This is a genomic window from Pseudomonas sp. MT3, assembly GCF_054720805.1.
This window is the reverse complement of record NZ_JBTVPY010000012.1, coordinates 100,938-120,725: the sequence shown is the minus strand read 5'-3', so window position 1 is coordinate 120,725 and position 19,788 is coordinate 100,938. Positions and strand designations below refer to the sequence as shown.

Genomic DNA, 19,788 nt, shown 5'->3' with positions numbered 1-19,788 from the left:
GGTGCCCCGCACTGTGGAGAAGAACCCGCGCAGCGGCTTACTTTGCCGCCCAGGCGTTGAAGCGCTGTTCCAACTGCTCGCCGTGGTCGGCCCAGAAGCCGGCGTTCATGGCAACCTGGTTTTCCAGGTTGGCGGCGTCGGTGGGCATGTTCTTGCGCCGTTGCGGGTCGACCAGTTGCACCGCCTGGGTGTTCACCGGGCCGTAGGCGATCTGCTCGGCATAGGCCTTCTGCTGCTCGGTCTGGAGGACGAAGGAAATGAACTTCAGTCCTTCGTCGCGATGCTTCGCGCCCCTGGGAATGGCGAAGGCGTCCATGTCGTAGATACCGCCGTTCCAGACGATGCGCAGGTTGCTCTCATCCTGTACCGCGGCGATACGGCCGTTGTACACCGAGCTCATCACCACGTCGCCGGAAGCCAGGTACTGCGGCGGCTGGGCGCCGGCTTCCCACCACTGGATGTTCGGCTTGATCTGGTCGAGCTTCCTGAAGGCGCGGTCCTGGCCTTCCTGGGTCGCCAGTACCTTGTAGACGTCCTTGGGCGCGACGCCATCGGCCATCAGGGCGAATTCCAGGGTGTACATCGCGCCCTTGCGCAGGCCGCGCTTGCCGGGGAATTTCTTTACGTCCCAGAAGTCGGCCCAGCCGCTGGGGGCGGTCTGCAGCTTGTCGGCGTTGTAGGCGAGCACCGTGGACCAGACGAAGAAACCGACGCCGCAGGGCTGCACGGCGCCTTCAAGCAACCCGGTGGCGGACTGGGCGATGGCCGGGAGGTCGCCGATCTCCTCCAGCAGGCCTTCATCGCAGGCGCGGGTGAGCTCGGGCATTTCCATCTCGACGACGTCCCAGGACACGCTGCCGGTGTCGACCATCACCTTGACCTTGGCCATCTCGCCGTTGAACTCGCCGGCGACGATCTTCGAGCCGTGCTGCTGCGAATAGGGTTCGTAGAAGGCCTTGACCTGTGCCGCCTTGTTGGCGCCGCCGTGGGAGACCACGGTGAGGTTGGCGAGGGCCTGGCCGGAAGCGGCACAGCCCAGGGCGAGGGCAAGGGAAAGACTCAGCGACTTGTGCATTGTTGTATTTCTCCGTCGAGCGGTATTACAGCGGCTGAAGGACTCGGCGCCGGTGGCCAGGCAGAAGATGGCGCGGCGATCCCTGAAAAGTCTCGGCGGCGCGGCGAGGGGCGGGCAATCAGACGGAACCAAGAATCGCCAGCCACGGCTCGTACCTACGTACAAAGGTACCGCTCGCCGCGACAGATCATGCTGCGCAATGCCATGCTTGGCTTCTTCGCCGAACGCCTTCCGACCAGCCGGGACCGACGCCCCATGCCTCTCTGCATCCAGGACATCATCGACAGCGAACCCCTGCGGACCCGCCTGCTCTGCGGTGCCGCGGGAACGACCCGGCGGCTGCGCTGGGCGCATGTCTGCGAACTGGCCGATCCGACCGAATGGCTCGGCGAGGGCGACCTGCTGATGACCACCGGTATCGGCATTCCCGCCGACCCGCAGGCGCAGCGAAACTATCTGGAGCGTCTGGCTCGGGCCAATGTCGCCGGGCTGATGATCGGCGAGAACATGCAGGCGCCGGACGATCTGGAGGCGCTGCGGGCTACCGCCGAACAGCTTGGCTTCGCGGTACTGATGACCCATTATTCGGTGCCGTTCTCCGCCGTGACCCGCAGCATTCTCGATGCAGGGCGCCAGGAGGAATTCGAGCGCCGCACCGCCATCAGCCGTATCTACGAAAGTGCGCGCATGGGCTTGCGCGGCTTGGGCCTGGCCGATCTGGTCCAGCGCCTCGGACGCGATGTCCAGGCGCGACTGTTCCTCTTCGATCCGCTCAGCCTGGAGCCCTGGCAGGCTGAGTTGCCGGCGTTGCCCAGCGCGTGGCGCGAGGTGCTGCTGGTCCGCCGGCAGGAACTCAAGGGCGGCTCGCCTGCGGTACTGCGCTGTGCCGGAGCGGAGGGCGAGGCGTTGGTGATGGTGCTGCCTTCGCAGGTGGATTGCGCCATCCTCGCCTGCGGCGGCGAGCTGCTCGACTACGGTCTTCTGCATCACCTGGTTGCGGTGCTCGGGATCGAACTGGAGCGTCTGCAGGTGGAGCGCGAGCGCTGCTTGCGCCTGGGCTCCGAACTGCTCGACGACCTGCTCCAGCAGCGTCTGTCCGAGCGTGCGGCGGCGGAGCGCCTGGCGCAGCTGCTGGGCTCGCCGGAGAGCGTGGTGCTGGCCGTTACGCATGCCGATGCGACGGCGCCTGCCGAATGGCAGCGGCGCCTGCGCCGGCGGAACGTGCAGTTCCTGGTGCGCAACCAGGGGCAGGAGCTGGTGATGCTGCTGGCTGAGCGCAGCTCGGCGCCGGAAGTGCAGGCCGGGCTGGCGGGCATGCTGGGGGTGAGCGCGCCGCTGGGACATGCGGGGCGGGCAGCGGAGGCACTGCGCGAAGCGCGCCTCGCCCTGGCGCACGCTTGTGCGGCACGGCCGCTGGTGGACTACGCCGAAGCGCGGACCGAGCAGCCCTGGCTGCCCGGAAGCCTCGACGAGGCGCTGCGCGTTCATCGCAATGTGCTCGGCCTGCTGGCCGACTACGACCAGCAGCAGGGCGCGCAACTGCAGCGCACCCTGCGGGTCTTCCTCGCGCACAACCGCTCCTGGCAGAAGGCGGCGCAGGAGCTCAACGTGCACAAGCAGACGCTGGTCTACCGGATTCGCCGCATCGAGGAAATCTGCGGCCGTTCGCTGGATTCCACCGAAGACGTCGCGGTGCTCTGGATCGCCCTGCGCGCGGCCGAGATCGCCGGCCTCAGGGAATGATCACGAAGCTCTTGCGTACCGTCTCGCGGATATCCCAGGTCCCGGCACAGTTCGCCGGGAACAGCACGGCATCACCCGCGCGCAGTTCGATCGGCTCGCCATCGTCGGGAATGAAGAAGCAGTGCCCGGCGATGAAATGGCTGAACTCGCTGGCCAGCACCTGACGCCGCCAGCGTCCCGGCGAGCATTCCCAGACGCCGGTGAGCAGGCCGTTGGCGGCTTCCCGGGCATGGGTCGCGGCGGCGGCGACGGGCTCGCCGAGAGGCTCCTTCACCGGTGTGGCGGACGGCAGGGCGAGGCTGGCGGTGGCCGCCAGCAGGATGGGTTGCGGCATGGTTGTCTCCTGAGGATTCACAGGCTCTTGTCTTCGAGGCCGGAGGGGGCGAGGCCGGCCAGCGTCTTGTCCAGCCAGGCCGGCTGGCGGCCTTCGGCCTCCGCGGCTTCCTTGCGCTGTACGGCGTTGCGCACCGACAGTCCGCCGACATAGCGCAGCGGTTCGGGAGGGAAACGCTTGGGCTGGCGGCCGACCAGGCCGCAGCGGCTCCATTCGTCGTCGAGGCCCAGCGCCAGGCTGGCGAGGATGCGTCCGCCGAGGCGGCTGGGGCCGACGCCGTTGCCGCTCCAGCCGACGCCGTAGACGATGTGCGGTGCGCCGTCCAGATGGCCGAACACCGGCAGGCTGTCATAGGTGCGGTCGATCGGGCCACTCCAGGCATGGGTGATGGGCACGTCCGCCAACTGCGGGTAGCTGCGGCGGAAGTCCCGCTCGGTGTCCTCGTTCAATTGCGGGTTGTCGTCATAGCTGCCGTCGACCCGGCTGGCATAGCTGATCATGCCGGTGCCCTTGCCGAAGGCGATGCGCCCGTCGTGGGTGGTCCGGTAGTAGTCGACCATCAGTTGCGAGTCAGTGATCGCTTCGCCGCCGGTCCAGCCGATCTGCTCCAGGCGTTGCGGGATCGGCGCCGTGGCGACGATGGTGCTGGTGACCGGCAGGATGGTCCGGCGCAGTTCGGGGATCGCCGCCGCCCAGGCGTTGTGCGCGAGCACCACACGCCGGGCCCTGACGCAGCCCTCGGGGGTGCGCAGTTGCGCGGGCTGGCCGCGCTGGAAGTCCAGCAGGGGGGTGTTCTCGTAGATCCGTACGCCCTTTTCCAGCGCCACGCGGCGCAGGCCCCTGGCCAGGCGCGCCGGCTGCACCGTGGCGTTGCTGGCTTCGATCACTCCTTCGAGATGGCGCGGAGAGCCGCTGCGGCGAGCGACTTCAGCGTCGGGCAGCGACTGGAAGACCGGCTCGCCCAGGCGCTCGCAGGTACGCTGGACATCCTTCCAGGCGCCGCGCTGGGCATCGCTGGTGGCGGTCCACAGCCAGCCGTTGCGGCGGAAGTGCGCATCGATCCGGTGCTCGGCGCAGAACTCGCCGATCTCGCCGATCGCCGCCGCCGAGGCCCGCGCCAGGCGCAGCGCTTCCTCCTTGCCGCACTGTGCGGCCAGCGAACTGATCTTCGGCCACCAGGACATCACGAAGCCGCCGTTGCGCCCCGAGGCGCCGCCGCCGCAGATGTCGCGCTCGATGATCGCCACCCGGCAGCCAGGCTCCAGTTCCAGCAGGCGCAGGGCGGTCCAGAGGCCGACGAAGCCACCGCCGACGATCGCCACATCCACCTCCAGCTCGCCGTTCAGGGCGGGCGTCGGGTCCAGTTCGGCGGCAATTTCCTGCAGCCACAGAGAGCGTTTCATCAGTCTGATCCCATGCATGTCTCGATGCGGCACTCTGGTCCGGGCGGCGCCTGGCGGACAATCGTGCATTGCATGGAATTTCCCGGCGCAGCTCATACAAACGTACGAGCGTCATCCGCTCCGGGCTGCCGCAGGCTGAACGAATATGTCGCAGCCCCGTAAGCGGACAGTGGCCGAGTCCCGATAAGCTCGGCGGACCGATGACCGCCCGGTCGGGAGGGTCAATCGAGGGTCACACTGCCCGGTTGTACCTGTGATCCGCACCAAGACGCGCAAGCGAACTACGCTCAATCCAATAATTCGAGCCAAGCGGAGTAACACCATGGCGTTCTTCACCGCAGCCAGCAAAGCCGACTTCCAGCAACAACTGCAGGCGGCCCTGGCGCAGCACGTCGACGACAAGGGTCTGCCACAAGTGGCCCTGTTCGCCGAACAGTTCTTCGGCTTCATCTCCCTCGACGAATTGACCCAGCGCAGGCTGTCCGACCTGGTCGGCTGCACCCTGTCGTCCTGGCGCATGCTGGAGCGGTTCGACCCCGCCCAGCCCGAGGTGCAGGTGTACAACCCCGATTACGAGAAGCACGGCTGGCAATCCACGCACACCGCCGTGCAGGTGCTGCATCCGGACCAGCCGTTCCTGGTCGACTCGGTGCGCATGGAACTGAACCGCCGCGGCTACAGCATCCACACCCTGCAGACCAACGTGCTGAGTGTGCGCCGCAACGCCAAGGGCGAGCTGCTGGAAGTCCTGCCCAAGGGCACCCACGGCAAGGACGTGCATCAGGAATCGCTGATGTACCTGGAGATCGACCGCGCCTCGCATATCGGCGAGCTGCGCACGCTGGAGAAGAGCCTGCTCGAGGTGCTGGGCGAGGTGCGCCTGGCGGTGGCCGACTTCCCGGACATGCGCGCCAAGGCCGAAGACCTGCTGGCCTGGCTGGGCAAGTCCAAGTCCAAGGCCCGCGCGGAAGAGACCACCGAGGTGCGTGCCTTCCTCGAATGGCTGCTGGACAACCATTTCACCTTCCTCGGCTACGAGGAGTTCACCGTCGTCGACGAAACCGACGGCGGACGCATGATCTACGACGAGAAGTCCTTCCTCGGCGTGGCCAAGCTGCGGCGTACCGGCCTCAGCCAACAGGAGCTGCACATTGAGGACTACGCGGTGGCCTACCTGCGCGAACCGCTGCTGCTGTCCTTCGCCAAGGCCTCGCACCCCAGCCGCGTGCATCGCCCGGCCTACCCGGATTACGTGTCGATCCGCGAGATCGACGCCAAGGGCAAGGTGCTGCGCGAGTTCCGCTTCATGGGCTTGTTCACCTCGTCGGTCTACAACGACAGCGTGACCCAGATCCCGTCGATCCGCGGCAAGGTGCTCGAAGTCGAGCGCCGCTCCGGTTTCGACGCCAATGCCCACTTGGGCAAGGAACTGGCCCAGGTACTGGAAGTGCTGCCGCGCGACGACCTGTTCCAGACCTCGGTGGACGAACTGTTCGCCACCGCCATGTCCATCGTGCAGATCCAGGAACGCAACAAGATCCGCCTGTTCCTGCGCAAGGACCCATACGGCCGCTTCGCCTACTGCCTGGCGTACGTGCCGCGCGACATCTATTCCACCGAGACGCGCATCAAGATCGAACAGGTCCTGCGTGAGCGCCTGAAGGCCAGCGACTGCGAGTTCTGGACCTTCTTCTCCGAATCCACCCTGGCGCGCGTGCAGTTCATCCTGCGCGTCGACCCGAAGAACCGCATCGACGTCGACGCCGCGCAACTGGAGCAGGAAGCCATCCAGGCCTGCCGCTCCTGGCAGGACGACTACGCCGCGCTGGTGCTGGAAAACTTCGGCGAAGGGCAGGGCAACAACCTGCTGGAAGACTTCCCGAAAGGCTTCCCGGCCGGCTACCGCGAGCGCTTCGCAGCGCACTTCGCGGTGGTGGACCTGCAGCACCTCTCCAGCCTGTCGGACAAGCGTCCGCTGGTGATGAGCTTCTACCAGCCGCTGGCCCAGGGTGAGCAGCAACTGCACTGCAAGCTTTACCACGCCGACACGCCGCTGGCGCTGTCGGACGTCCTGCCGATCCTGGAGAACCTCGGCCTGCGCGTGCTCGGCGAGTTCCCCTATCGCCTGCGCCACAGCAACGGCCGCGAATACTGGATCCACGACTTCGCCTTCACCTACGCCGAAGGCCTGGACGTCAACATCCAGGAACTCAACGAGACCCTGCAGGACGCCTTCGTCCACATCGTCAACGGCGATGCCGAGAACGACGCCTTCAACCGCCTGGTGCTGACCGCCGGCCTGGCGTGGCGCGACGTGGCGCTGCTGCGTGCCTACGCCCGCTACCTCAAGCAGATCCGCCTGGGCTTCGACCTGGGTTACATCGCCAGCGCGCTGAACGCCCATGTGGACATCGCCCGCGAACTGGTGCGCCTGTTCAAGACCCGCTTCTACCTGGCCCGCAAGCTCACCGCCGAGGACCTGGGCGACAAGCAGCAGAAGCTGGAGCAGGCCATCCTCGCCGCGCTGGACAACGTTCAGGTGCTCAATGAGGACCGCATCCTGCGGCGCTATCTCGACCTGATCAAGGCGACCCTGCGCACCAACTTCTACCAGCCGGATGCCGCCGGGCAGAACAAGAGCTACTTCAGCTTCAAGTTCAACCCCAAGGCCATCCCGGAAATCCCGCGGCCGACGCCGAAGTTCGAAATCTTCGTCTACTGCCCGCGCGTGGAAGGCGTGCACCTGCGCTTCGGCGACGTGGCCCGTGGCGGCCTGCGCTGGTCCGACCGCGAGGAAGACTTCCGCACCGAAGTGCTGGGCCTGGTGAAGGCGCAGCAGGTGAAGAACGCGGTGATCGTACCCACCGGCGCCAAGGGCGGCTTCATTCCGCGCCGGCTGCCGGTCGGCGGCAGCCGTGACGAGATCCAGGCCGAAGCCATCGCCTGCTACCGCATCTTCATCTCCGGCCTGCTGGATATCACCGACAACCTCAAGGAAGGCCAGGTCGTGCCGCCGGCCAACGTGGTCCGCCACGACGCCGACGACCCCTACCTGGTGGTGGCGGCCGACAAGGGCACCGCAACCTTCTCCGACATCGCCAACGGCATTTCCGCCGAATACGACTTCTGGCTGGGCGACGCCTTCGCCTCCGGGGGCTCCGCCGGCTATGACCACAAGGGCATGGGCATCACCGCCCGTGGCGGCTGGGTCTCGGTGCAGCGTCACTTCCGCGAGCGCGGCATCGACGTGCAGAAGGACAGCGTCAGCGTCATCGGCATCGGCGACATGGCCGGCGACGTGTTCGGCAACGGCCTGCTGATGTCCGACAAGCTGCAGATGGTCGCGGCCTTCAACCATATGCACATCTTCCTCGACCCCAATCCGGACCCGGCGGCGAGCTTCGCCGAGCGCCAGCGCCTGTTCAACCTGCCGCGCTCCAGCTGGGCGGACTACGACGCCTCGCTGATCTCGGCCGGCGGCGGCATCTTCCTGCGCAGCGCGAAGAGCATCACGCTGACCCCGGAAGTCCGCGCGCGCTTCGACATCGACGCCGAGCGCCTGACTCCGACCGAGCTGATCCACGCGTTGCTCAAGGCGCCGGTGGACCTGCTGTGGAACGGCGGCATCGGCACCTACGTGAAGTCCAGCAAGGAATCCCACGCCGACGTCGGCGACAAGGCCAACGACGGCCTGCGCGTGGACGGCCGCGACCTGCGGGTGAAGGTGGTGGGCGAGGGCGGCAACCTGGGCATGACGCAGCTGGCGCGGGTCGAGTTCGGTCTCAGCGGCGGCGCCTGCAACACCGACTTCATCGACAACGCCGGTGGCGTGGACTGCTCCGACCACGAAGTGAACATCAAGATCCTGCTCAACGAGGTGGTGGCCGCCGGCGACATGACCGGCAAGCAGCGCAACAAGCTGCTGGCGGAGATGACCGACCAGGTCTCCGGGCTGGTGCTGGGCAACAACTACAAGCAGACCCAGGCGCTGTCCCTGGCCGAACGCCGTGCCCGCGAGCGCATCGCCGAGTACAAGCGGCTGATGACCGACCTGGAAGGCCGCGGCAAGCTGGACCGCGCGCTGGAATTCCTGCCCAGCGACGACGCCCTGGCCGAGCGCATCGCCGCCAACCAGGGGCTGACCCGCGCCGAGCTGTCCGTGTTGATCTCCTGGAGCAAGATCGACCTGAAGGAACAGCTGTTGGGTTCCCTGGTGCCGGACGACGACTACCTGACCCGCGACATGGAAACCGCCTTCCCGCAGACCCTGGTCGAAACCTTCGGCCCGGCCATGCGCAAGCATCGCCTGAAGCGCGAGATCGTCAGCACGCAGATCGCCAACGATCTGGTCAACCACATGGGCATCACCTTCGTGCAGCGCCTGAAGGAGTCCACCGGCATGACGCCGGCGAATGTGGCCGGCGCCTACGTGATCGTGCGTGATGTCTTCCACTTGCCGCACTGGTTCCGCCAGATCGAGGCGCTGGACTACCAGGTGCCGGCGGAAGTGCAACTGACCCTGATGGACGAACTGATGCGCCTGGGTCGCCGTGCTACCCGCTGGTTCCTGCGCAGCCGCCGCAACGAGCAGGATGCCGCTCGCGACGTGGCGCACTTCGGACCGCGCATCGCCGCCCTCGGCCTCAAGCTCAACGAACTGCTCGAAGGCCCGACCCGCGAGCTGTGGCAGGCGCGCTACCAGGCGTATGTGGATGCCGGCGTGCCGGAGCTGCTGGCGCGCATGGTCGCCGGCACCAGCCACCTCTACACCCTGCTGCCGATCGTCGAGGCGGCGGATGTCACCGGCCGCGACCCGGCCGACGTGGCGCGCGCCTACTTCGCCCTGGGCAGCGAGCTGGAATTGACCTGGTACCTGCAGCAGATCAGCTCCCTGCCGGTGGAGAACAACTGGCAGGCGCTGGCCCGCGAAGCCTTCCGCGACGACCTGGACTGGCAGCAGCGGGCGATCACCGTCTCGGTGCTGCAGATGCAGGACGGCCCGGCGGAAATCGATCAGCGCGTGGCCCTCTGGCTGGCGCAGCACGCGCCGATGGTCGAGCGCTGGCGCACCATGCTCACCGAGCTGCGTGCCTCCAACAGCACCGACTATGCGATGTACGCCGTGGCCAACCGGGAACTGCTCGACCTGGCGCAAAGCAACCAGCACGGCGTGTGCATCCCCTGATGCGCACCGCCAACTGATCTTTCGATGCTCCAGCCCCGCCTTGTGCGGGGCTTTTTTTCAGACACGAGCCACCCGGCTCACGGCAGAGCGAGACGCTATACAGGTAGGAGCGAGCTTGCTCGCGAACCGCACCCTGCCGTGGCTTGGGCACGTCCCCGGCCACGAGCGCCCATGAAACGCTTCGTATGGCGCGGAAAAAATCGAGATGAGGAAAGTTGCTACCGCAGCCTCACCGGCATGCGCCAGAACATTCAGCTTCCGCTGCGTCCATCCTCTCGCGGCTCGGTCAGCGCGCGGCGGTACTTGGCGTAGAGCTCGTCGGACATATTGCTGGAGCCGAGGATCTTCAGCGCGAAGGACTTCACTTCGTCGTTGCTGTAAGGCTCCGGCCGAGGCGCAGACTGGCTGCTGCAACCTGCCAGCCACAGCGGCGTGATCAGGGTCAGTAAGGCAAGGGCACGGTTCATCGGGTTTACCCGTAGAGGGAGCGGAATGGATGCGAGGCTATCAATTGCACGGATCGCGCAGAAATCATCCCGTTTGATAGTGAGTATCGTTATGGCGACTTCCGACAGGTCGGTCTGTAAGAAGGTTCCCTACTTACGGCGTTTTTTCGTGATTGCGGATATCCTTCGCGGCTGTTCATCTCTTCTCAGGACCTCCCCATGAAAGCGCAACTCGTCGAACTCCTCACACTGATCAGCTCGGGCTGCCTGGGCGAGGCGGAGATCGAGCAGATCGCCGACGAGGCCACCCAGGCCTACGCCGATCCGAAGGCGTTCCACGCGGCCAACCCGGACATCAACTACGACGACAGCTTCCCGATTCCCCTGGGGGAGTGGGTGGTGGTGGGCAGCCTCCCGGAAATCGTGCTGTTCCAGGGTGACAGCTATGAAGAGTTGTTCGGGGAGATTCGTGCGTCCTTCGATCCGGGCGTCAACTTCGTCCTGCAGGCCAAGCAACTGCGCAAGGCCGAGCCGCTCGTGGCGCTGAACCGCATCCAGACCCAACTGGGCGCGCTCTACCCCGAGAAGGGTGGCTATGTCCTGGTGGACTTCAGCGAGCCGCTGGATGACGAGCTGCAGTGCGTGCTGGTCTACCGCAACGACCTGGAGCGCGCCATGAACCTTTGCGTGGAGATCGGCATTCCCGCGGCCCCCGCACTGGAAGCCGCGCAGGACGCCGCTCAGGAGTGATCGAAGTCCTTGGGCGATGGGCGAAAGCTGCCGATATGGGTCGGCAGCCAGCGGTAATAGAAGTGAAAGGCGAACAACCGGGGATGCCGACAGGTGCAGAGCGTCGCCTGGCGGTCGAGCGCTGGCGCCTGCATGTGCAGCAGGCCGATGTGCTGGAACTCTCGCAGCGCATGGCACTCTTCATGGACGAGCAGCACTTGCTTGCCGCGCGCCAGGTCTGCCGCGTGAAGGCAGATCCGTGGCAGCAGGGGCAGGCTCATTTCGCCGAGTCGGCCTGTTTGAGCAGGGCGCTCAGGTCCACCAGGAGCTGGCCGCCAATGATGCGCGAAGGCACCTCACCGAGGTCGATCCATCGCTGCACCACGATCAGCCGGTCGCCCATGCCGATCAATTGCGCAAAGCGCTCGGGCGTCAGGTAGTACTTGCCCTCGATGAGGTCCGGGGAGAACGGTTCTTCCACTTTCATGCTGCATCCTGCACCATCGGAAATTGCTCGAAACGGCAGGTTCGAGCCCCTGTGAAAGGGTAATTTTATCCTAATTGTTAGGAATTTATAGCCGGACTATACAGTCTCGGACACGGATGACATATGGTGAAGAAACGTTTCCTGTTCACTGCAGGAGAAAGACTACGGGCGCTTCGTGCGCTGACTGGCCTGTCGCGCCGCGCATTTGCCGAAACAGTCGGTATGAAAGAGAAAGATGTGGAGAACATCGAGTACGGCAACCAGCGCATGCGCGACGAGGACTTCGAAAAAGTCTGCAGCGAGTATCAGGATTTCAGCCGCTGGATCACCTACGAAGGGCCGATCGACTCCGCCGAGGTGACCTGGAAGGTCGCCGATTCCGCCCAGCGCGCCGCGGTCTATCTGGTCAAGCGCCATCCGCAGTTGCTCGCCACCAGCAACCTGAGCCTGGAAGAGTGGCAGGCGCGCCACCGTGAGGTGCTGGAAAGCCTGAGCGAGGAAGAGCGCCGGATCAGCGAGGACGATGCTGCCGAGTAGCGCGGCGGATCTCAGCCGGCCGAGCTGGCGCGTCGCAGGTAGTCGATGACGTCCGCGGCACCGGCCTCCCGCAGGCCCTGGCCGAAGGCGTCGGATTGCGGATGATCCTTGGGCAGCAGCAGGCTTTCCGGGGTTTCCGTGTTGAACAGACCGAAGCGCGCGTAGGGCATGCCGGTGTCCAGCAGCAGGTCCATGAACGCCGGGTCGCTCCAGGCCCGTGCCGGCATTGCCAGCATGTGGAAGCCGCGATCCAGTTCATCCAGCACCGCTGCGTGCAGCTCGAAGCACTGAATGACCGCCGGCAGCGTGATCTCCAGCCCTCGCCGCCGGGCATAGACCACGGCGCAGGCCATCTCGCAGGCGTGATTGTCGTCATCCCAGAACAGCCGGTCGCCATGCCAGCTGGCGCGCCGCAACTGCAAGGCGGCCTTGCGCTGGAAACCCGGCAGCGCCTGGCCGAGAACCTTGGTGAAGTCGTTGTAGCTGATGATCCGCACCTTGCGGCAGTTGTCGCTTTGCGTCAGTTCGTCCAGTGTTGCCAGGGTGCTGTCCTGCAGTGAGCGGTGGCACAGGCCGTCCAGCGTGCGCAGGTCGAGGGCCGGATGCTCGTCGCGGTGGCTGCCGACCAGGCGCTTGAGCACCGCGTGGATGCGCGCCTTGTCTTCCTGGACCGGCCCGGACAGCGCTCCGCGCGGCAGGTCGATCAGGCGGTGGAGCGGTGCGCCGGACTGCCAGCCGATGCCGCTGACGAAGGCGCCGGGGGCCTCGAACGGCAGGGAAAGGGTACGGCTGCGTTGCGCGACATTGTGGGCATCGGCGCCGCCAAGTCCCAGGCGCTGGGCGAGGGCGGACAAGCGGCTGGTCATGCTGCGGTGGCGAGGGGGCTGGCTCATGTTCGACGCAAGACTCCCGATGGCCGGACGGTCAGTGCAGGAAGCGCCGAAGCGGATGCGCGGCGAATTGCCCTAAGCATAGAAAACCCTGGCGCCATGTGGCGCATGCGTTGCGGCAAAAATCTTCCTATCACTCGGGGGAGACCTCCGTGGCTTGCGTGGTGCTGAACATCCGTCTGCCGGCGCACCGGTTGCAGGCAGTCTATCGTGGCACGCCATCGCGTGCGGGGGCCGACCTCGATGGTCGCTGCCGGTCCATCCTCTGCGGCCTTTCAGCCCGCGCCCGAGCGTGCGGGTCGCTTCGAACGGGCAATTCGATGGCCCCGGGCGGTCGCTGGCGTCGCAGCGCCTCGCCTGAGCGGGGTGCCGCCAGCTATAATAGCGCCCCATTTTGCCGACCGATGCCCGACCATGTACAGCCTGGCCCGCGAGCTCCTGTTCAAGCTTTCCCCGGAAACGTCCCACGAACTGTCCATCGACCTGATCGGTGCCGGCGGCCGCCTTGGCCTCAATGGCCTGGTCACCCAGTTGCCGGTGAGCCTGCCGGTGAAGGTGATGGGGCTGGAGTTCGCCAACCCGGTGGGATTGGCCGCCGGCCTGGACAAGAACGGCGACGCCATCGATGGCTTTGCGCAACTGGGCTTCGGTTTCGTCGAGATCGGCACAGTCACCCCGCGTCCCCAGCCGGGCAACCCCAAGCCGCGCCTGTTCCGCCTGCCGCAGGCCACTGCGATCATCAATCGCATGGGCTTCAACAACCACGGCGTCGATCACCTGATCGAGCGAGTCAAGGCGGCGAAATACCGTGGCGTGCTGGGCATCAACATCGGCAAGAACTTCGATACGCCCGTGGAACGCGCGGTGGACGACTACCTGATCTGCCTGGACAAGGTCTATGGCCACGCCAGCTATGTGACGGTCAACGTCAGCTCGCCCAATACCCCCGGCCTGCGCAGCCTGCAGTTCGGCGACTCGCTCAAGCAACTGCTCGAAGCCCTGCGCCAGCGCCAGGAAGACCTGGCCGTGCAGCACGGCCGCCGTGTGCCGCTGGCGATCAAGATCGCTCCGGACATGAGCGACGAGGAAACCGCGATGGTCGCCAGCGCGCTGGTGGAGGCGGGCATGGACGCGGTGATCGCCACCAACACCACGCTGAGCCGCGAAGGCGTCGAGCACCTGCCCTTCGGCGATGAGGTGGGCGGGCTGTCCGGCGCGCCGGTACGCGAGAAGAGCACCCACATCGTCAAGGTACTGGCGGGTGAGCTGGGTGGGCGCCTGCCGATCATCGCCGCGGGCGGTATCACCGAAGGCATCCATGCGGCGGAGAAGATCGCCGCCGGAGCGAGTCTGGTGCAGATCTATTCGGGCTTCATCTACAAGGGCCCGGCGCTGATCCGCGAGGCGGTGGATGCAATCGCCGCGGCTCAGCGGGGATAAGGACGGTAGAAATAAGTAGGGCTCCTTTCGGAGCCCTTGGGCTTGCGCCCTTTTCCGCCCGGATGGGGCGGCTTGGGGAAGTCGGTGTGGTCCGTCGATTCAGCCGTTCGCGTGCTGCATCTGATTCAGACGTTGAATACCGGCGGTGCCGGTCAAACCATCCCAGTTGTCGCCACGGCCCTCACGCCAGCCATTGAGCCAGGATTGCCGAGCGGTGGGATGGGTAAACGGACAGAGGTCGCGAGATTTTCCAGTGATGCCGTGCTGATAACCGCGCAAAAAGGCTCTTTCCAACGGATCACGCTTAAGTCTTCTCATAGGGTGTTGCCCTCACTTGTTGACTGTTATGTCCCGTTGGCCCCCCAGGGAGGCCGGGCGGAAATTTCCGCCAATGGGGCGCATTGCCGGCGTGACGCGCCCCCCCCGTTATCATTGCGATAACGGATTAAGCTGAGTTCTAACCAAAGCCCAAGGGGCTGTGAACAACCAATTTGTCATAAAGACTTAACTCTTATGGAATCAAGCCATAAGCGTTTGCCCGGTCGGAGAGTGCCACCATCGCGTAATCCACCAGGGACGTGGGGTTGTACCGGGTCAAGGGGAAAGTGTGTCTAATTGCGACTTTCTCTCATTCCGACGAGTGGGCCGGTGATATGCGACTCGAGGTCGCAGACAGGTTGAACGACTGTCCCGGAAAATGAACACCGATTGCTGTTCGCGGGAAATCCCCCGCGCGGATGGCCGACAGAGCTCCCTGGTGGAGCTTCATGAAAAAGAGAGGGCTGCGGCCCGGGAAGATTGACATGGCGGAACACTACGAACTTTTCCTGACCTGCCCCAAGGGGCTCGATGGCCTGTTGCTGGACGAGGCGCAGGCCTTGGGTCTTGAGGAGGCGCGCGCACAGGTATCGGCGGTGCGCGGGCAGGGCGACCTGGAGACGGCCTATCGCCTGTGCCTGTGGTCGCGCCTGGCGAATCGGGTGTTGCTGGTGCTGTCGCGTTTCCCGGTGAGCAATGCCGAAGACCTGTACATGGGCGTCAATGCCGTTCAATGGAGCGATCACCTGGACGCCGGCGGCAGCCTTGCCGTGGAGTTCAGCGGCAAGGGCTCGGGCATCGACAACACCCACTTCGGTGCGCTGAAGGTGAAGGACGCCATCGTCGACAACCTGCGCGCCGAGTTCGGCAAGCGCCCGACGGTGGACAAGGTCAATCCGGACATCCGCGTGCACCTGCACCTGGACCGCGGCCAGGCCGTCCTGTCGCTGGACCTTTCCGGCCACAGCCTGCATCAGCGCGGTTACCGTCTGCAGCAGGGCGCCGCGCCGCTGAAGGAAAACCTCGCCGCCGCCGTGCTGATCCGCGCCGGTTGGCCGAAGATCGCCGCCGAAGGCGGCGCGCTGTCCGACCCGATGTGCGGCGTCGGTACCTTCCTGATCGAGGCTGGCCTGATCGCCGCCGATGTGGCGCCGAACCTCAAGCGCGAGCGCTGGGGCTTCAGCAACTGGCTGGGCCATGTGCCGGCCATCTGGAAGAAGCTGCTCGAAGAAGCCCTGCATCGGGCTGACGTCGGCCTTTCGAAGACCCCGTTGTGGATTCGCGGCTACGAGGCCGACCCGCGCCTGATCCAGCCGGCGCGCAACAACATCGAACGTTCCGGTCTGGCCGAATGGGTGAAGATCTACCAGGGCGAACTGGCCACCTTCGAGCCGCGTCCGGACAAGGGCCAGAAGGGCCTGATCATCTGCAACCCGCCCTACGGCGAGCGCCTGGGCGATGAAGCCAGCCTGCTGTATCTCTACCAGCACCTGGGCGAGCGTCTGCGCCAGAGCTGCCTGGGCTGGAGCGCCGGGGTGTTCACCGGGGCGCCGGAGCTGGGCAAGCGCATGGGCATCCGCAGCCACAAGCAGTACGCCTTCTTCAACGGCGCGCTGCCTTGCAAGCTGATCATGCTCGACGTGGAGCCGCGCCAGTTCGTGACCGGCGATCGGGGTGAGCGCAGCGAGTCGGCGCCGACCCAGGGTCCGGCGGTGATCGAGCAGGCCCGCCTGAGCGAAGGCGGGCAGATGTTCGCCAATCGCCTGCAGAAGAACCTCAAGGCGCTGGGCAAGTGGGCGCGCAAGGAAAAGATCGAGTGCTACCGCCTGTATGACGCGGACATGCCCGAGTACGCCCTGGCCGTGGACCTGTACCGCGACTGGGCACATGTACAGGAGTACGCCGCGCCCAAGTCCATCGACCCGGCCAAGGCCCAGGCTCGCTTGCTCGACGCACTGGCGGCGCTGCCGCAGGCGCTGGGTATTCCCACCGAGCGCATCGTGATCAAGCGTCGCGAGCGTCAGGCCGGCAAGAAGCAGTACGAGCGGCAGAGCGCCGAAGGTCGCTTCATGGAAGTGGAAGAGGGCGGCGTCAAGCTGCTGGTCAACCTGACCGATTACCTCGACACCGGCCTGTTCCTCGACCACCGCCCGATGCGCCTGCGCATCCAGCGCGAGGCCCAGGGCAAACGCTTCCTCAACCTGTTCTGCTACACCGCTACGGCGACCGTGCATGCGGCAAAGGGCGGGGCGCGCAGCACCACCAGCGTCGATCTGTCCAAGACCTATCTGGACTGGGCGCGGCGCAACCTGTCGCTGAACGGCTTCTCCGACAAGCAGCGTCTGGTGCAGAGCGACGTGATGGAGTGGCTGCGGGAAGATCGTGGCGAATATGAGCTGATCTTCATCGATCCGCCGACCTTCTCCAACTCCAAGCGCATGGAAGGCGTGTTCGACGTGCAGCGCGACCAGGTCGAACTGATCGACCTGGCGATGGCGCGCCTGGCCAAGGGGGGAGTGCTGTACTTCTCCAACAACTTCCGCAAGTTCGAACTGGATGAGGGCGTGGCGGCGCGTTATCAGGTCGAGGAGATCAGTGCGCAGACCCTGGACCAGGATTTCGCGCGCAATAGCAGGATCCACCGGGCCTGGCGCATCAGCATACGCTGATGCCGGCTGGCGCACGGCACGCCGTGGCCGTGCGTCGAGTGGCTTTCGGGCAATCTGCCATCATCTGCTATAAGAACTGGGTACCCTTTCCGCAGCCCTGAACGCGGGAGTCCCCATGACTCAGTTGCCGGCCTATGAGCAGTTGCCTGCCGCTCAGGGAGTCGCCCGCCAAAAGAAGGCGCTGCGCGCGGCCGGCCTGGTACTCGCCGCCGGGGTGCTGCTGACGGGCCTGCTGGGTTGGAATGTCTGGCGCAACGCGCGCACGGCGCTGGAGCAACAGTTCGCCCTGGCGGCCAACGAGCGGGTCGACCGGGTGCGTGAGCGGTTGCTGCTGCAGCGCAGCGAGCTCGAATCCATCCAGCGCTTCTTCGAGAACTCCAATGAGGTATCGCGCGAGGAGTTCGAGCATTTCGTCAGCCCCTTGCTGGGCGATGCCCTGGGGTATGCCTGGCTACCCAGGATCGAACACGGCGGGCGCGCGGTGTTCGAGGCGCAGGTCCAGGCGTCGGGGATGCTCGACTATCAGCTCCATGAGCTGGGCCCACAGGGCGATCCGGTTCCCGCGCAGGTTCGTGAGCGCTACTTCCCCGTGCTCTACGGAGCTTCCGAGTATCTGCAGGAGTTGCCGCTCGGACTCGACCTGGGGTCCACCTTGCCGGGGCGCGAACTGACGCAGCGGGTGCTCATCGGACGACAACTGACGGCTTCGATGCCCGTGGTCCTGCCCGGCGCTCCCGTGGCGGATGCGGCCGGCGTCCTGTTGGCCGCGCCGTTCTACCGAGGCGGCGTGACGACCGCCGCCGGAGAGGAAGGCCGTGGCGGCCTGCTGGGTATCCTGGTAGCGGCGATCAGCTACCGCCTGCTGATCGAGCAGGGCATGGATGCCGACAGCCTGGCGCAACTGGCCCTGACCCTGCGCGACAGTGCGGAGGAGCAGCCGGATCCGCCGATGTATCGCAGTGCGGTGATGGCCGCGCCGGATTCCGGCCTGGTGGCGGAGCGGCATCTGGATTTCGCCGGGCGGGACTACCTCGTTCGTATCGAGCCTTCCCGGGATTTTCTGCAGCGCAACGAGGGCCATCCACAGTTATGGGTGGTCTTGGGCGGACTGCTGACGTCGCTGCTGCTGGCGGGGTATGTACTGGCGCTGCTGGGGCAGCGTCAGCGGGCGTTGCAGCTGGTGGCGGAGCGCACTGCCGAGCTGCGTGCCAACCAGCTGGAGCTCCAGGAGAACCAGGCACGCCTGCACTTCGCGATGGACAGCGCCGGACACGGCGTGTGGGACTGGAACCTCGATCTGGGCAAGGTGTTCTACTCCCACGCCTGGAAAGCCATGCTGGGGTTCCGCGCGGCGGAGATCGGTGCGAGTCCGGACGAGTGCGCGCGCCGGGTTCATCCTGACGACCGGACCGCGCGCAGCGAGGCCCTGCAACGGCATCTGCGCGGCGAGACGTCGCTGTACCAGAGCGAGCACCGCTTGCGCTGCAAGAGCGGCCGCTGGCTGTGGGTGCTGGATCGCGGCCAGGTGGTGGAGCGGAGCGGCGAGGGTTCGCCGCGACGGATGATCGGTACGCAGACCGATATCAGTTCACGCAAGGCGGTGGAGCTGGAGCTGGGGGAGGTCAACAATCGCCTGCACGGGCTGCTCGATGCGGCGACCCAGGTCGCCATCGTGTCCACCGACCTGCGAGGCTTCGTACGCAGCTGCAACGTCGGCGCCGAACGCCTGTTCGGCTACAGCGCGCGGGAGGTGCTGGGCCGACCGGTGCCGGAGAATATCTTCGTCAAAGAGGAAATCCTCCGCCGGGCGCATGACCTGTCGATTGCGCTGGGACGCGAAATCCGTGGCTTCGAAGTCGTTGGCGCGCTGGTTGGCGAGGGGCATGAGGAGCATGAATGGACCTGTGTTCGCCGGGACGGCCGGCAGTTGAAGATCAATCTGATCATTACCGGCGTACGAGACTCCTCGGGCGTGCTGACCGGCTACCTGGGCATCGCCACGGACATCACCCGACGCAAGGAAGCGGAGTTGGAGTTGCGGCGGCTCTCGGTGACCGACGCGCTGACAGGGGTGCACAACCGGCGGTACTTCAAGGAGCAACTGGAACTGAGCATGGCGCGCTGCTCACGCAGCGGCGAGCCGCTGGCGCTGGTGATGTTCGACGTCGACCATTTCAAGGACATCAACGACCGTTTCGGCCATGAGGCGGGCGACACCGTGCTGATCACGCTGTGCCAGAGAGTCTCCCAGCGCCTGCGCAAGGTGGATGTGTTCTGCCGGCTGGGCGGGGAAGAGCTGGTGGTGCTCTGTCCGGGTAGTTCTGTGGAGCAGGCGGCGCAGTTGGCCGAAGCGCTGTGGCAGGCGCTGCGGAGTCAGCCCGTGGAGGGCGTCGGTGTGGTGACCGCCAGCTTCGGGGTGGTCGGTTGGCGTCTCGGCGAGACGGCCGACGATCTGCTGCGCAAGGTGGACCGCGCGGTTTACCGGGCGAAGCGCTCGGGGCGTGATCGGCTGGAACGCGACGACGGGTGAGG

At 65.8% G+C, this 19,788-nt stretch carries 15 protein-coding genes; 7 read left to right on the top strand and 8 right to left on the bottom strand.

Going from position 1 to position 19,788, the window contains the following annotated elements; genetic code table 11:
- Positions 1–37: 37 nt before the first annotated feature.
- Positions 38–1,075 (bottom strand): ABC transporter substrate-binding protein, encoded by a 1,038-nt coding sequence (locus tag ACYCAX_RS14395; protein WP_294973749.1) that lies wholly within the window; start codon positions 1,073–1,075, stop codon positions 38–40.
- A gap of 255 nt (positions 1,076–1,330) precedes the next feature.
- On the opposite strand from ACYCAX_RS14395, the gene ACYCAX_RS14390 reads away from it, so the two are divergent.
- Positions 1,331–2,818 carry a PucR family transcriptional regulator gene (locus tag ACYCAX_RS14390; RefSeq protein WP_294973747.1) on the top strand — a complete coding sequence of 496 codons (1,488 nt, stop codon included), beginning with the start codon at positions 1,331–1,333 and terminating at the stop codon, positions 2,816–2,818.
- Here the strand turns inward: ACYCAX_RS14390 and ACYCAX_RS14385 are convergent.
- A complete protein-coding gene (locus ACYCAX_RS14385; RefSeq protein WP_460248279.1) occupies positions 2,808–3,152 on the bottom strand; it encodes a cupin domain-containing protein in 345 nt (114 codons plus the stop codon). The genes ACYCAX_RS14390 and ACYCAX_RS14385 overlap by 11 nt on opposite strands.
- A 17-nt stretch (positions 3,153–3,169) precedes the next feature.
- Positions 3,170–4,555, bottom strand: coding sequence for an NAD(P)/FAD-dependent oxidoreductase (locus ACYCAX_RS14380; protein ID WP_294973744.1), 1,386 nt, complete (start codon positions 4,553–4,555; stop codon positions 3,170–3,172).
- A 322-nt stretch (positions 4,556–4,877) separates the two neighbouring features.
- On the opposite strand from ACYCAX_RS14380, the gene ACYCAX_RS14375 reads away from it, so the two are divergent.
- Positions 4,878–9,740, top strand: coding sequence for an NAD-glutamate dehydrogenase (locus tag ACYCAX_RS14375; RefSeq protein ID WP_460248278.1), 4,863 nt, complete (start codon positions 4,878–4,880; stop codon positions 9,738–9,740).
- A 251-nt stretch (positions 9,741–9,991) separates the two neighbouring features.
- Here the strand turns inward: ACYCAX_RS14375 and ACYCAX_RS14370 are convergent, their stop codons facing one another.
- Positions 9,992–10,207, bottom strand: coding sequence for a hypothetical protein (locus ACYCAX_RS14370; protein WP_015478019.1), 216 nt, complete (start codon positions 10,205–10,207; stop codon positions 9,992–9,994).
- Positions 10,208–10,405: 198 nt separating this feature from the next.
- On the opposite strand from ACYCAX_RS14370, the gene ACYCAX_RS14365 reads away from it, so the two are divergent.
- Positions 10,406–10,936 carry a hypothetical protein gene (locus ACYCAX_RS14365; protein ID WP_460248277.1) on the top strand — a complete coding sequence of 177 codons (531 nt, stop codon included), beginning with the start codon at positions 10,406–10,408 and terminating at the stop codon, positions 10,934–10,936.
- Here ACYCAX_RS14365 and ACYCAX_RS14360 read toward each other — a convergent pair.
- Together ACYCAX_RS14360 and ACYCAX_RS14355 are read right to left on the bottom strand one after the other, a co-directional pair.
- Positions 10,927–11,196 carry a hypothetical protein gene (locus tag ACYCAX_RS14360; RefSeq protein ID WP_015478017.1) on the bottom strand — a complete coding sequence of 90 codons (270 nt, stop codon included), beginning with the start codon at positions 11,194–11,196 and terminating at the stop codon, positions 10,927–10,929. The two genes, ACYCAX_RS14365 and ACYCAX_RS14360, sit on opposite strands and share 10 nt — an antisense overlap.
- Complete coding sequence (locus tag ACYCAX_RS14355) at positions 11,193–11,402, bottom strand: MerR family transcriptional regulator (protein ID WP_015478016.1); 210 nt, start codon at positions 11,400–11,402, stop codon at positions 11,193–11,195. Before ACYCAX_RS14355 ends, ACYCAX_RS14360 begins: the two co-directional genes overlap by 4 nt.
- Before the next feature lie 123 nt (positions 11,403–11,525).
- Between ACYCAX_RS14355 and ACYCAX_RS14350 the strand changes: the two genes are divergently transcribed.
- The gene (locus ACYCAX_RS14350) at positions 11,526–11,939 is read left to right on the top strand and encodes a helix-turn-helix domain-containing protein (RefSeq protein ID WP_051070440.1); all 414 of its coding nucleotides are present in this window, start codon (positions 11,526–11,528) and stop codon (positions 11,937–11,939) included.
- An 11-nt stretch (positions 11,940–11,950) separates the two neighbouring features.
- Here ACYCAX_RS14350 and ACYCAX_RS14345 read toward each other — a convergent pair whose 3' ends face one another.
- Positions 11,951–12,832: a DUF6685 family protein gene (locus ACYCAX_RS14345; RefSeq protein ID WP_460248276.1), complete on the bottom strand. Its 882-nt coding sequence runs from the start codon at positions 12,830–12,832 to the stop codon at positions 11,951–11,953.
- Between the two features lie 411 nt (positions 12,833–13,243).
- On the opposite strand from ACYCAX_RS14345, the gene ACYCAX_RS14340 reads away from it, so the two are divergent.
- Positions 13,244–14,269: a quinone-dependent dihydroorotate dehydrogenase gene (locus tag ACYCAX_RS14340; RefSeq protein WP_015478013.1), complete on the top strand. Its 1,026-nt coding sequence runs from the start codon at positions 13,244–13,246 to the stop codon at positions 14,267–14,269.
- Positions 14,270–14,368: 99 nt separating this feature from the next.
- On the opposite strand, the gene rmf is transcribed toward ACYCAX_RS14340, so the two are convergent.
- The gene (gene rmf / locus ACYCAX_RS14335) at positions 14,369–14,587 is read right to left on the bottom strand and encodes a ribosome modulation factor (RefSeq protein ID WP_015478012.1); all 219 of its coding nucleotides are present in this window, start codon (positions 14,585–14,587) and stop codon (positions 14,369–14,371) included.
- 485 nt (positions 14,588–15,072) lie between these two features.
- Here rmf and rlmKL point away from each other — a divergent pair, with 485 nt between their 5' ends.
- On the top strand, positions 15,073–17,256 hold the full coding sequence (gene rlmKL, locus ACYCAX_RS14330; RefSeq protein WP_015478011.1) for a bifunctional 23S rRNA (guanine(2069)-N(7))-methyltransferase RlmK/23S rRNA (guanine(2445)-N(2))-methyltransferase RlmL: 2,184 nt from the start codon (positions 15,073–15,075) through the stop codon (positions 17,254–17,256).
- A 115-nt stretch (positions 17,257–17,371) separates the two neighbouring features.
- Positions 17,372–19,786 (top strand): sensor domain-containing diguanylate cyclase, encoded by a 2,415-nt coding sequence (locus ACYCAX_RS14325; RefSeq protein ID WP_460248275.1) that lies wholly within the window; start codon positions 17,372–17,374, stop codon positions 19,784–19,786.
- Positions 19,787–19,788 lie beyond the last annotated feature (2 nt).

Bases quoted from the DNA above. Each gene is read 5' to 3' on its own strand.
- ACYCAX_RS14345 (WP_460248276.1), bottom strand. From the start codon at position 12,832: ATGAGCCAGCCCCCTCGCCACCGCAGCATGACCAGCCGCTTGTCCGCC.
- rmf (WP_015478012.1), bottom strand. From the start codon at position 14,587: ATGAGAAGACTTAAGCGTGATCCGTTGGAAAGAGCCTTTTTGCGCGGT.
- ACYCAX_RS14360 (WP_015478017.1), bottom strand. From the start codon at position 11,196: ATGAGCCTGCCCCTGCTGCCACGGATCTGCCTTCACGCGGCAGACCTG.
- ACYCAX_RS14385 (WP_460248279.1), bottom strand. From the start codon at position 3,152: ATGCCGCAACCCATCCTGCTGGCGGCCACCGCCAGCCTCGCCCTGCCG.
- ACYCAX_RS14355 (WP_015478016.1), bottom strand. From the start codon at position 11,402: ATGAAAGTGGAAGAACCGTTCTCCCCGGACCTCATCGAGGGCAAGTAC.
- ACYCAX_RS14375 (WP_460248278.1), top strand. From the start codon at position 4,878: ATGGCGTTCTTCACCGCAGCCAGCAAAGCCGACTTCCAGCAACAACTG.
- ACYCAX_RS14365 (WP_460248277.1), top strand. From the start codon at position 10,406: ATGAAAGCGCAACTCGTCGAACTCCTCACACTGATCAGCTCGGGCTGC.
- ACYCAX_RS14340 (WP_015478013.1), top strand. From the start codon at position 13,244: ATGTACAGCCTGGCCCGCGAGCTCCTGTTCAAGCTTTCCCCGGAAACG.
- ACYCAX_RS14390 (WP_294973747.1), top strand. From the start codon at position 1,331: ATGCCTCTCTGCATCCAGGACATCATCGACAGCGAACCCCTGCGGACC.
- ACYCAX_RS14395 (WP_294973749.1), bottom strand. From the start codon at position 1,075: ATGCACAAGTCGCTGAGTCTTTCCCTTGCCCTCGCCCTGGGCTGTGCC.
- ACYCAX_RS14380 (WP_294973744.1), bottom strand. From the start codon at position 4,555: ATGAAACGCTCTCTGTGGCTGCAGGAAATTGCCGCCGAACTGGACCCG.
- ACYCAX_RS14325 (WP_460248275.1), top strand. From the start codon at position 17,372: ATGACTCAGTTGCCGGCCTATGAGCAGTTGCCTGCCGCTCAGGGAGTC.
- ACYCAX_RS14350 (WP_051070440.1), top strand. From the start codon at position 11,526: ATGGTGAAGAAACGTTTCCTGTTCACTGCAGGAGAAAGACTACGGGCG.
- rlmKL (WP_015478011.1), top strand. From the start codon at position 15,073: ATGGCGGAACACTACGAACTTTTCCTGACCTGCCCCAAGGGGCTCGAT.
- ACYCAX_RS14370 (WP_015478019.1), bottom strand. From the start codon at position 10,207: ATGAACCGTGCCCTTGCCTTACTGACCCTGATCACGCCGCTGTGGCTG.